Below are 12,150 nucleotides of genomic sequence, written 5' to 3' on the forward strand. Positions count from 1 at the left end.
TCTGCGTATTTATAACCAGGAGAAGTTATGTCTCGTCCTATTGTCGCAACGATTGACACCAGTGCGTTGCGACACAACCTGGCCATTGTTCGTAAGGTGGCCGCCCGCTCGCGTGTCTGGTCAGTGGTTAAGGCCAATGCTTATGGTCATGGCATTGACCGGGTATGGCAGAGCCTGGCTGAAACCGACGGGTTTGCCTTACTCAATCATGAAGAAGCCATTCTGCTTCGCGAGCACGGCTGGAAGAAACCGATTCTGCTGCTGGAGGGTTTTTTTCATCAGGATGAACTGCCCCTTCTGGACCAGTATCGCCTGACAACCAGCGTGCACAGCCACTGGCAGATTGCAGCGCTGGAAAAGGCACGGCTCTCTGCGCCGCTCAATGTCTATCTGAAAATGAACAGCGGCATGAACCGGCTGGGATTTCAGCCTGAACAGGTTAATGAAGCATGGCATCGTCTGCGCGGGTTACGAAATGTGGGTGAAATAACGCTGATGGCGCATTTTGCCGATGCGGATACGCCGACAGGGATCACAGAGCCAATGAAGAAGATTAACCTTGCGGCACGGGGGCTGGAGTGCTCACGTTCCCTGGCGAACTCTGCAGCAACGCTCTGGCATCCTGACGCGCATGGCGATTGGGTGCGTCCCGGTATCATCCTCTATGGCGCTTCCCCCTCCGGGCGTTGCCAGGATATCGCCGACAGTGGATTACGCTCAGTAATGACACTGCAAAGTGAGATTATTGCGGTGCAAACACTGAAAGCCGGTGACGCCGTTGGCTATGGTAGCCGCTACCGTGCAACCGGAGAACAGCGGATTGGTGTCGTGGCCTGCGGTTATGCCGATGGTTATCCCCGCCATGCTCCTGGTGGCACGCCGGTCTGGGTTGATGGGGTTAAAACCTGCACCGTAGGCGCTATATCGATGGATATGATCACGGTGGATCTGACGCCCTGTCATCAGGCAGACATTGGCAGCCGCGTTGAGCTATGGGGCAACAGGGTGAAAATTGATGAAGTCGCTCAGGCTGCCGGTACGGTGGGCTATGAACTGATGTGTGCGCTGGCACCACGCGTACCGGTTCAGCTAAGCTAACTTTTCAGCGCGGTCAGCGTGCCGCGCACTTTTTTACTGTAGCGCCAGGCCAGCCCGGTCAGCACCGTACCTGCCACCATCATCAGCGCCAGCGCGGCTTTTTCCGCCAGTGGAAGTGCCATCATCAGCAGACCTGCCGACGCACCTCCCGCCATCTGAATAAATCCTGCCAGGGCAGAAGCCACGCCGGCCTGCTGCTGGTAAGGCTCCAGCGCATAGCTGGTGGCGGGACCAACGGTAAAGGCCAGCCCGGCCACCGAGATTGCCACCGGAAACATATAAAGCGCCCAATGGGTCTGCCAGTCAGTTGGCAACAGCCACACGCCACCCATCAGCGTAATCGCCCCCAGCGCCATCGCCAGACTGCCGGTTGCCAGGCAAAACGGCCGCCCCAGCTTACGGATCATTTTATTCACCAGCACGCTGACCAGCATGATCCAGAAGCCGTTTGCGCCAAAGGCAATGGAAAATTGCAGTGCGCTCAGTTCACCCTCGGTCATCAGCACCTGCGGCGCCAGCGAGACATAAGTCAGTACCATCCCCAGTGCCCCAGCGTTAGCAAAGGCGAAAGCAAGAAAGCGTGGCTGACGCAAAATGTTGTAATACTGCGTAAAAGGAAGGCCTTTCACCGCAACGGTATCCGCCGGACGGGTTTCAGGCAAAAAGGCGATCGTCAGCAGGGCGATCAGCCCGGCGTAGCCAGCCAGAAACCAGAACGGCGCACGCCAGCCAAAGGCATCCGCCAGAAAACCACCCAGCATCGGTGCCAGTGCCGGGACAATGTTCAGTGCGCCATTGAGAAAGCCGTAAGCCTTCGCGGCTTCATCACCATTTAATCGGTCGCGGACGCCGCTGAAAGCCACTACGGCGGTGCAACACACCGCGCACCCCTGGACCAGACGGGCAAGTAAAAATTGCGACCATCCATCTGCGCTGGCGGCCAGAATGCTCCCCAGCAGGTAAAGCAGCAGCCCGAGCAGCGCAATGGGTTTTCGGCCCAGTTTATCCACCAGAGGGCCGGCAACCAGCTGTCCCAGCCCCATGACCAGCAGGAACAGCGGAATAGTGGTCTGGATTTTACTGACCGGGGTATTCAGCCCCAGAGCGATCTCCGGCAGCGTGGGCAGATAAAGATCGATACCTAATGGGCCAAGCAGCACCAGGCTTAAAAGCAGTAAGGTAAATTTTTGCATCAGGTAAGGCGACGTCCGTTAACACAGCAGGCCGGACAGGGTAGTGACTAACGGGGAAAAAGAAAAGGATAATCTGGGATTGAACACGGAAGCCACGTTGCCGTCGGCATGTGACTTCCGTGTTCTGTTATCAGTAAGCGCCGTCCCGACGCAGAACCACACCGGCCGTTTTGAACAGAATAGCGATGTCGGTCCACAGCGCCCAGTTTTTCACGTACCATGAATCGAAATAAACGCGCGTATCGTAGTCGATGTCGTTACGGCCACTCACCTGCCAAAGTCCTGTCATACCGGGCTTGGCCATCAGATAGTAATCAACATCACCGGCATAGCGCTCAAGTTCTGCTTCGATCACCGGGCGAGGGCCAACCAGACTCATTTCACCGCGTAAAACGTTCCACAGTTGTGGCAGTTCATCGAGGCTGGTTTTACGCAGAAATGCGCCAATGCGGGTCACGCGGGGATCGTTTTTTAGCTTAAAGTCTTTATCCCACTCAGCCCGCGCTTCTTCACTGGTTGCCAGCAGTTCTTCAAGCACTTCTTTCGAGTTGGTTACCATTGAACGAAACTTCAGGCATTTAAATTTTTTGCCATCCTGGCCAACACGTTCATGACCATAGATTTTGTTGCCACCGTCGCGGCCCACCATCCAACAAATCAGGCCAAAAGCCGGGGCAAGCAGTAGCAGCAGCAATGACGCAACGACCACATCGAACGCGCGCTTCAGAATGCGTGAGGAACGCTTCGCGAGACTGTTGCTGACCCGCAGGATCATCACCTCATGACTGAAGATAAACGACATATCGGTTCCGTAAAGAGGCACACCACGCAGGGTAGGCACCACTGATACCGAGCGGCATTTCTTTTTCGACAGTCGCTTTAGCCAATTATCACGCAAGGCCTGCTGCTCATACTCCATCGCGACGATAAACTGCGTATTTTCAAGATCGATGGTGTCCCAGACAATATCTTTCGCGGTGATCACCGGCACACCATGCAGACTCTCCGCACCCTTATGGTTATTAGAAGCGACAAAGGCTTTCACTTCATAGCCGAGCAGCTCCTCGCTTTGTAACGCGGCGTAAGCCTCACGGGCATTTTTACCGGAACCGATGATGATGGTCTGTTTCTGCCAGTGACCTGCTTTAAGGATGGCGTTTTTGACACCGGAGCGAAGTAGTGGAACAAGGATCAGCGCGTATGCCCAGGTGAAACTCCATAACATGCGGGAAAAGTCCCATTTGGAGAATGCAATCAGGGCGAGATCCAGCAGGGAAAAGATCACCAGCGTTTTGAGTACTTCTTTTAGTTCAAACCAGAAAGGCTTACGGTAAGTGTAATGTCGCAGACGCATCCAGAACCATGCTGTGCAAACGACAGACATAACAAACTGAGCTATAAAACGGACCTTAACTTGCTGAGGTGGAATAAATATATCTAAATTACCCCAAATCCCTTGCACGGTTGCCGTTGATAAAAACAGCGCAAGATTAATTGAAATTAAATCCGCAAGACTTAACGCTATCTTTGAAATAATGTTTTTTCGTGTGCCGCTGAAGGCGCGACGTCGATCGTTCAGCACCAGAGTACTTGCCATAATACCTGCTCTCTTTTCATAAGGAGTAAGTGACCTGACGAGGATCAAACACGCGTTCAGGGGCTGGGGAACCAAATTAAACGCCTTTGGTTTCAATTCATTGTTGTGTTTTCTTTTGTAATAACTTTCACAAGGGCACGCTGAACCTGGTCAGACTTCAATTTTTATCATTCAGCGTCAGCAAGTATGCAGGAGAGATTTGGCTTAGTTAATACGGGTAATTCCTAAAATTTCCATGTTGATTTTTAAAGGAAATAGCAGAAACGGGGTGAGAAACAATAAAATAAATAAGTAAATTTGGTCTTCATTTGGCGCGAGGATAATCGTTGCCGGCAAAACAGCGAGCTACTCACCATGGTGGAAATCTGCGACGGTGAGTGGGGGTAAAAAGTCAGGCAGGTTTCTTCAGTACCCAGCGATGCTGCTGCTGGTCATAGTGCCCGATAGCCAGATCTACGGTCTGACCATCAATCCAGGCCGGCACACTGGTTTCATCATCCCAGCCATCCAGCTGACAGGTCAGACCCGGGTTGGTTTTGCAAGGAATACTGATGGTTTGCGCCTCCTGTCTGCCCAGCTCTGCATCAATAACTTCATAATGACCGATCTTTACGACATGACCCATGATATTCTCCAGTCGGCTAAGGCAAGAATATTAAGCGTAGTCGTTATTTCACACAAATCGAGCGATGATAACCAGGGCTATTCTTTATTCTCAGCCATTCTTAAACCGATCTTCATAATGTCGTTTCCTTCTTTCTCGGCAACCGTCCAGAGCATATTTTTCCATTCCACCTGATCGCCAACGACGGGAGCACCACCAATCATTCCGGCTATATGGTGGCCAAGCGTCTGTTGAACATTAATATTTTCCTCAAGCTCAATACCATAAATCTCTGAAATCGCGAGCAGTCTGGCATCTGCCTGTAAAATAAAATCGCCGAAAAAACGCTGATCGAGTGCCACAGGGGGGGACTGACTGAACAGCTTACCTAACTCTGGCAGATCTTTTTCACGACCAATGACGCAAAGTACATCGCCCTCATTCAACCGGGTATTGCCGGTGGGATGCAGTAACTGATTATCGCGAAACAGTGCGGCAATGCGCGTCTCTCTGGGCATGTGCAGGTCACGCAGCGCCGCACCCACACACCATTTATCCGCCCCAAGCTGATAAACGAACTGTTCCCACGGATTCTCAGGATGAATATCGAGACCAACACGGGAAACCGGCGAGGCCGTAGGGGGAACGATAACCCGTGCTTTGCGGGCAGCAAAGCCCAGGGAAGTTCCCTGTATCATCAGGGATACCAACACCACAAAGAAGGCAATATTAAAAAACAGGGTGGCATGCGGCAGACCTGCCATCATCGGAAATACGGCGAGAATGATTGGCACTGCCCCGCGCAGGCCAACCCAGCTGATAAATAATCGTTCGCGCAGATTAAAACCACGAAATGGCAACAGTCCAGCCAGTATCGATAACGGGCGGGCAACCAGAATCAACCAGACGGACAGTAGCATGGCGGGCAGGGCAATATTCCACAAATCGCTGGGTGTCACCAGCAGACCCAGCACCAGAAACATGCCAATCTGACTGAGCCACGCCATACCATCGAAAGTTTGCAGGATACCGTAGCGGTTGCGGATGGGGCGATTGCCAAGTACAAGGCCGCACAGGTAGACGGCCAGAATACCACTGCCTTCCAGCACGGTAGTCAGTGCAAACACCAGAATACCGCCACTCACTGCCAGCAATGGATATAATCCAGTGGCAAGAGAAACCCGGTTTATCAGTTGCAATAATGCCCAGCCCCCGCCGATACCCAGCACGATACCCAAGCCAAATTGCTGAACGAGGTGCGCAACGAACATCCAGCTCAGTCCGGTCTGGCCCTGCTGGATCATGTCGATAAGGGTGATGGTGAGAAATACAGCCATTGGATCGTTGCTGCCTGATTCAATTTCCAGCGTGGCGCTGACGCGTTCATTAAGTCCTTTACCGCCCAACAGGGAAAAAACGGCGGCGGCATCGGTTGAGCCAATAATGGCACCGATCAGAAAGCCCTCCATCAGATTGAGGTTAAAGAGCCATGCTGCCGCCATGCCCGTAAGCCCGGCGGTGATTAATACCCCGACGGTTGCCAGTGAAAGCGCGGGGCCGAGTGCGACCTTAAATGAACTGGCCTGCGTACGCATTCCCCCATCAAGTAAGATCACTGCCAGCGCCAGGTTACTGATCAGATAAGCGGCGGGATAATTATCAAAGGCGATACCGCCAATACCATCAATACCGGCCAGCATGCCAAGCGCCAGAAAAATCACCAGTATTGGAATGCCGAGTCTGGACGAGAAGGCGCTGAGTAAAATGCTTGCTGCGACCAGCACTGAACCAATAATAAACAAACTGTAAATCGCGCTGGCGTCCAATGAGGCCTTCTCCTGTGTACGGTAAATTAACTGCGGTAACAGTGTGTTGTAAGAATGCACCAAATGTCAAAGTTCTGGCAATAAGGTTGTGACTACGCTATTTATCAATGCTTGAGAAATTATTTGCATACAAGTTAATGATAATCTGAATATTATGGTTGGTGATTAACTGAACATCGACAAAAAAATAAGGTTACTTGCGGTATTGAAATACAAAAACTGGGAAGAGAAAAGGCGGGATGCACAGTAAGCCGTCATCAAAACCGTAACAGGCATTGATTTGAGCGTAGTGAAGACGATAAAAGGGGAGCGCGCTTGTTAACAAAAAAACAGCCAGTGGGGCCACTGGCTTTAAACGCATTGCTATCAGGCTTCAACCTGTTTATGAAACAGCGCTCGAAAAACAGGGTAGATATCTTCAGGCTCGCGAATATGTTGAATGGCGAAGTTATCAAACATTGCCTGAAGGTGTTCGTATTCCCGCCACAGGGTTTGATGTGCGCGGCGGGTGATTTCAATGTAGCTGTAGTAACGCACTACCGGGAGAATATTTTTAGCCAGCATCTCATGGCACAGTGGTGAGTCATCGGCCCAGTTATCACCATCTGAGGCCTGGGCTGCATAAATATTCCACTGTGCGGGGTTGTAGCGCTCTTTCACCACCTCATCCATCATTTTTAAGGCACTGGAGACGATAGTGCCGCCAGTTTCCTGCGAATAGAAGAACTCCTGCTCGTCCACTTCTTTTGCCTGAGTATGGTGGCGGATATACACCACCTCGACATTTTTGTAAGTACGGCTCAGGAACAGATAAAGTAAAATGTAAAACCGTTTCGCCATGTCCTTGGTCGCCTGGTCCATGGAGCCGGAAACGTCCATCAGACAAAACATTACCGCCTGGCTTGATGGCTCTGGCCGCTTTTCAAAATTTTTGTAACGCAGATCAAAAGTATCAATAAAGGGAACGCGCCTGATGCGCGCACGCAAATCGTCAATTTCCTTTTTAAGCCGCTCCTCTTCAAGCAGCTGTGCCGGTTCAGCCTTTTGAACCGCATCCAGTTCACTCTCCAGCTCACGCAGCATTCGGCGCTTGCCGGCGGTCATTGCGGTGCGTCGTGCCAGCGAATTTTGCAGCGAGCGAACCACGCTGATATTGGCAGGCACGCCGTTTGCGGTGTAACCGGCACGATGCGTCTTATACTCGTTAAGCTGACGATGCTGATTTTTCTTTAAATTGGGTAAAGCCAGGTCTTCGAATAGCAGGTCCAGATATTCATCCTTGGAAATATTGAAGACAAACTCATCCTGACCTTCTCCGTCCTGGCTGGCATTCCCCTGGCCACTACCGCCGCCACCGCCGCCCTGAGGGCGTTCAACGCGGTCGCTTTGCACGAAATGATCGTTCCCCGGGTGAACACGATGGCGATGGCCGCCCCGGCCCTGATGAAAAGAGGGCTCGTTGATATCATCAACAGGAATAGAAACCGACTCGCCGCTACTGATGTCGGTGACCGAACGCTTATTGATGGCCTCGGAGATCGACTGTTTGATTTGCGACTTGTAACGGCGTAAAAAGCGCTGACGGTTCACCGCGCTCTTGTTTTTACCGTTAAGACGCCGATCGATAAAATAGGCCATAATTCTCCCCCAAACAACGTTGCAAGCCGGGCCAGGTTACCCTGACCCCTGTGGCACTTATGAGTCTGGTATCAGGACGACTTACGCACCCGCAGATACCATTCACACAGCAGACGGACCTGCTTACGGGTATAGCCTTTTTCCATCATACGATCGACAAAATCATCATGTTTTTTCTGTTCATCGGTAGAGGTTTTTGCATTGAACGAGATGACCGGCAGCAGCTCTTCGGTGTTCGAGAACATTTTTTTCTCAATGACCGTGCGCAATTTTTCGTAACTGGTCCAGTTTGGATTACGGCCGTTGTTGTGGGCGCGGGCGCGCAGCACAAAGTTGACAATCTCGTTACGAAAATCCTTCGGATTACTGATCCCGGCAGGCTTTTCTATTTTCTCCAGCTCGGCATTAAGCGATTCCCGGTCAAACAGCTGGCCGGTATCCGGGTCGCGATATTCCTGATCCTGGATCCAGAAGTCCGCATAAGTGACGTAACGATCAAATATGTTCTGCCCGTATTCAGAGTAGGACTCAAGATAGGCGGTCTGAATCTCTTTGCCGATAAACTCAGCGTATTTCGGGATCAGATAGCCTTTCAGGTGCTCAAGATACTTCTCGGCCTGTTCCTGTGGGAACTGTTCACGCTCAATTTGCTGTTCCAGCACGTAAAAGAGATGAACCGGATTTGCTGCCACCTCCGCATGATCGAAGTTAAACACGCGTGAGAGGATTTTAAAGGCAAAGCGTGTTGACAGGCCGTTCATTCCTTCGTCAACGCCAGCATAATCCCGATATTCCTGATAGGACTTGGCCTTGGGATCGGTGTCTTTCAGACTTTCACCGTCGTAAACACGCATCTTGGAGTAGGTGCTTGAGTTTTCAGGCTCTTTCAGGCGTGAAAGAATTGAGAAACGGGCTAATGTCTCCAGCGTGCCGGGGGCGCATGGCGCATGAGTCAGTTCACTGTGGTCAAGCAACTTGTCGTAAATTTTAATCTCTTCTGACACGCGCAGGCAGTAAGGCACCTTGACAATATAAACACGATCCAGAAACGCTTCATTATTTTTATTGTTACGGAAGCTGACCCATTCTGATTCGTTAGAGTGCGCCAGAATTATCCCGTTAAAGGGAAGAGCAGAGATACCCTCTGTACCGTTGTAGTTACCTTCCTGAGTGGCAGTCAGAAGAGGATGCAGCACTTTGATCGGTGCTTTAAACATCTCAACGAATTCCATAATCCCCTGGTTGGCGCGGCACAGTGCGCCAGAATAGCCATAGGCATCGGGATCGTTTTGCGCATAGTTTTCAAGCTTACGGATGTCCACTTTACCGACCAGCGCCGAGATATCCTGATTATTCTCATCGCCGGGTTCTGTTTTGGCAATCGCCAGCTGTTCGAGAATCGAAGGCCAGACTTTCACCACTTTGAAACGTGAGATATCTCCACCAAAATCGTGCAGGCGTTTGGCGGCCCACGGCGACATGATCGTCCCGAGATAGCGGCGGGGTACACCATACTCTTTGTCAAGAATGGCGGCGTCTTCCTGTGGGTTAAACAGGCAAAGGGGATGGTCGTTGACCGGACTACGCTCGCCATCGGCGCTCAACACGTAAATGGGTACACGCTGCATCAGCGATTTCAGGCGCTCAGCCAGCGATGATTTGCCCCCACCAACAGGACCCAGCAGATAGAGGATTTGTTTTTTCTCTTCAAGGCCCTGGGCGGCATGTTTCAGATAAGAGACGATTTGCTCAATCGCCTCTTCCATACCATAAAATTCCTCAAAGGCAGGATAACGCGCAACTACCCGATTGGAGAACAGTCGCGAAAGGCGTGGCTCCTGAGCGGTATCAACCATTACCGGCTCACCTATAGCCATTAACAGTCTCTCTGCCGCATTAGCGTATGCACTACGATCTTGCCGACAGACGGTAAGGAATTCCTGTAGTGTGAACTCTTCGTCCTTGGCCGCTTCGTAACGCTGACGATAGTGATCGAATATATTCATAGCGATGCCCGTCCTTTCGTTTTTAGCACAGGTAACAGGAGCCTAAAAGTGTCAGCCCCTGAAGGAACTAATATTAAGCACAGCAACCCTTATGCCAACCTGGCGTTTTTTGATCGGAATAAATAACGCCTGCGGTTACCGGACTTGTAAAAAATCAGCTTATGTAAATAAAGCGTAGTTGGCATTTAAGAATTTTTCTGACATTTATATCTTTTTTGATGAAATTTCAATAACAAAGTCTCAGCCTTGTTCACGGTCCCCTTGACGGATGCGGTCTGGCTGATATTTGTAAATAAGCTGGTATAATCACGGCGTGTGCGCCAGTGGACTGTGATTAATCAGGGAAAGAACCGCCTGAATTTCGGCGTAAAATTGCGGGCCTGTTAAACTGCATTTTTTGATTGTTATATTGATGGAATTAATTGTGAACTGTTTCAAAGTTAACGCGCTCACGCTGACTTCAATAATCGGTTTTGCCTCTGTGGCAACACAGGCGAACCCATTATCTCTTGGCGCTTCGGTCATTTACAGCCAGAGCCCATATAAAGGTGGTGAAGGGCGCTATTTTCCTCTGCCCATAATCAATTATGAGGGCGACAACGTTTATTTCCGTAGTGTACAGGCGGGTTATTACCTGTGGAAAGATCGGCAGGATCAACTGTCGTTAACGGTTATGGGATCGCCACAGGGATTCGATACCGACCATACTGATGATAATCAACTGAAAAAACTTGATAATCGTCATATGACCCTGATGGCCGGGCTGGATTATCGTCACATTGCCGACTGGGGGATGGTGCGCACATCGCTGGTGGGCGACGCGCTGGGCAACAGTAACGGCTATCAGTGGGATGTTGCCTGGCTTTATCGCTTCCAAATGGGGAACTTCAGCCTGACACCCGGTCTGGGCGTGGTTTACAGCAGTGCGAAGCAGAATAATTACTATTACGGTATTTCAAAGCAGGAGTCCCGCCGCAGTAGCCTGGCCAGTTACGATGCCGGTGACAGCTGGGATCCTTATCTCGAAATGACCGCATCATGGTCACTGACTCCCCGCTGGAACGCCACACTTTCCGGGCGTTACACTCATCCGGGCAGTGCAGTAAAAGACAGCCCAATGGTGAATAATGATTTTCTGCTGTCGGTATGGACCGGGGTGAGTTACACATTCTGACCTGGCGTTTTTTGCACTATAAAAGGGCGCTCAACGCCCTTTCGCATGATGATGGTGAGATAAACTGGTGCAGGAGCAAATGATGAAAAGGGTGAAATTCAGCGCTGGTATAATGTTACCGGCAATCGGGCAGGGCACCTGGCATATGGGTGAGGACGTCGGCCAGCGTCAACAGGAGGTGATGGCACTGCAGTCTGGCCTCGAAAGAGGACTGGCGCTGATCGATACCGCTGAAATGTACGCAGAAGGTGAGGCCGAAACGGTGGTGGGTGACGCGCTTAAAGGGCGTCGGGAAAAAGCCTGGCTGGTGTCGAAAGTATATCCCTGGAACGCCGGTGCAATGGATGCTGTGAAAGCCTGTGAACGCAGCCTGAGGCGTTTAAAGACGGATTATCTGGATCTCTACCTGTTGCACTGGCGGGGTAATGTACCCCTGACGGAGACCATAACCGCAATGCAATCCCTGCAACAGTCGGGCAAAATTCTGCATTGGGGCGTCTCCAACTTTGACAGCGAAGACATTACAGAACTGCTCGCTGAAACGGGTGGTAGTGATTGTATGGCTAATCAGGTGCTGTATCACCTTGCTTCCCGCGGTATTGAATATGATCTTTTGCCTCAGTGTCAGCAGCTTCAAATCCCGGTGATGGCCTATTGTCCGCTGGCACAGGGGGGCAGGCTGCAACGTCAACTGATGGAAAATGCGATTCTGCGGCAAATAGCACAACAGAAAGGTATCAGTCTGGCACAGCTCCTGCTGGCGTGGGCGATCCGTGGGGAGGGCGTAATGGCAATTCCCAAAGCCAGTTCAGTTGCGCATGTGGCTGAAAATGCAGCTGCTCTGGACGTTGTACTGAATCATGAGGAACTGATGCTGATCAACCAGGCATTTCCCGCGCCGCAGCACAAAATGCCGCTGGAGATGGTATAAGCACAGGGTTGAGGGTAATTTTTGGCAACATACGCGTTTTCGTTGTCAGACCCGACTGACCGTTGGGTGCATACATCAGGTAC

At 51.2% G+C, this 12,150-nt stretch carries 9 protein-coding genes; 3 read left to right on the forward strand and 6 right to left on the reverse strand.

What is annotated here, in order from left to right; translation table 11 throughout:
- The first annotated feature begins 27 nt into the window (after window positions 1-27).
- On the forward strand, window positions 28-1,098 hold the full coding sequence (gene dadX / locus EB241_RS07640; protein WP_124232607.1) for a catabolic alanine racemase DadX: 1,071 nt from the start codon (window positions 28-30) through the stop codon (window positions 1,096-1,098).
- Here the strand turns inward: dadX and EB241_RS07645 are convergent.
- The 6 genes from EB241_RS07645 to yeaG form a co-directional block, all read right to left on the reverse strand.
- A complete protein-coding gene (locus EB241_RS07645; RefSeq protein ID WP_124232608.1) occupies window positions 1,095-2,291 on the reverse strand; it encodes a multidrug effflux MFS transporter in 1,197 nt (398 codons plus the stop codon). The two genes, dadX and EB241_RS07645, sit on opposite strands and share 4 nt — an antisense overlap.
- Window positions 2,292-2,421: 130 nt before the next feature.
- The gene (gene wbaP / locus EB241_RS07650; protein WP_124232609.1) at window positions 2,422-3,888 is read right to left on the reverse strand and encodes an undecaprenyl-phosphate galactose phosphotransferase WbaP; all 1,467 of its coding nucleotides are present in this window, start codon (window positions 3,886-3,888) and stop codon (window positions 2,422-2,424) included.
- 391 nt (window positions 3,889-4,279) lie between these two features.
- Window positions 4,280-4,513 carry a DUF1480 family protein gene (locus tag EB241_RS07655; RefSeq protein WP_124232610.1) on the reverse strand — a complete coding sequence of 78 codons (234 nt, stop codon included), beginning with the start codon at window positions 4,511-4,513 and terminating at the stop codon, window positions 4,280-4,282.
- 77 nt (window positions 4,514-4,590) lie between these two features.
- Window positions 4,591-6,318, reverse strand: coding sequence for a potassium/proton antiporter (locus EB241_RS07660; protein WP_124232790.1), 1,728 nt, complete (start codon window positions 6,316-6,318; stop codon window positions 4,591-4,593).
- 366 nt (window positions 6,319-6,684) lie between these two features.
- Entirely contained in the window at window positions 6,685-7,956 is a 1,272-nt protein-coding gene (locus tag EB241_RS07665; RefSeq protein WP_124232611.1) for a YeaH/YhbH family protein, read from the reverse strand.
- 71 nt (window positions 7,957-8,027) lie between these two features.
- Window positions 8,028-9,962 carry a protein kinase YeaG gene (gene yeaG, locus EB241_RS07670; protein WP_124232612.1) on the reverse strand — a complete coding sequence of 645 codons (1,935 nt, stop codon included), beginning with the start codon at window positions 9,960-9,962 and terminating at the stop codon, window positions 8,028-8,030.
- A 424-nt stretch (window positions 9,963-10,386) separates the two neighbouring features.
- Here yeaG and EB241_RS07675 point away from each other — a divergent pair, with 424 nt between their 5' ends.
- Window positions 10,387-11,136, forward strand: a complete 750-nt coding sequence (locus EB241_RS07675; protein WP_124232613.1) for a MipA/OmpV family protein — start codon at window positions 10,387-10,389, stop codon at window positions 11,134-11,136.
- Between the two features lie 79 nt (window positions 11,137-11,215).
- Window positions 11,216-12,067 carry an aldo/keto reductase gene (locus tag EB241_RS07680; RefSeq protein WP_199737333.1) on the forward strand — a complete coding sequence of 284 codons (852 nt, stop codon included), beginning with the start codon at window positions 11,216-11,218 and terminating at the stop codon, window positions 12,065-12,067.
- The last annotated feature ends 83 nt before the right edge of the window (window positions 12,068-12,150 follow it).

Origin of the sequence: Erwinia psidii (assembly GCF_003846135.1) — a bacterium.
GTDB lineage: Bacteria > Pseudomonadota > Gammaproteobacteria > Enterobacterales > Enterobacteriaceae > Erwinia > Erwinia psidii.

What these genes read in the sequence shown, in the direction of transcription:
- dadX (WP_124232607.1), top strand. Translation starts at nt 28, where the DNA reads ATGTCTCGTCCTATTGTCGCAACGATTGACACCAGTGCGTTGCGACAC.
- EB241_RS07645 (WP_124232608.1), bottom strand. Translation starts at nt 2,291, where the DNA reads ATGCAAAAATTTACCTTACTGCTTTTAAGCCTGGTGCTGCTTGGCCCA.
- wbaP (WP_124232609.1), bottom strand. Translation starts at nt 3,888, where the DNA reads ATGGCAAGTACTCTGGTGCTGAACGATCGACGTCGCGCCTTCAGCGGC.
- EB241_RS07655 (WP_124232610.1), bottom strand. Translation starts at nt 4,513, where the DNA reads ATGGGTCATGTCGTAAAGATCGGTCATTATGAAGTTATTGATGCAGAG.
- EB241_RS07665 (WP_124232611.1), bottom strand. Translation starts at nt 7,956, where the DNA reads ATGGCCTATTTTATCGATCGGCGTCTTAACGGTAAAAACAAGAGCGCG.
- yeaG (WP_124232612.1), bottom strand. Translation starts at nt 9,962, where the DNA reads ATGAATATATTCGATCACTATCGTCAGCGTTACGAAGCGGCCAAGGAC.
- EB241_RS07680 (WP_199737333.1), top strand. Translation starts at nt 11,216, where the DNA reads ATGATGAAAAGGGTGAAATTCAGCGCTGGTATAATGTTACCGGCAATC.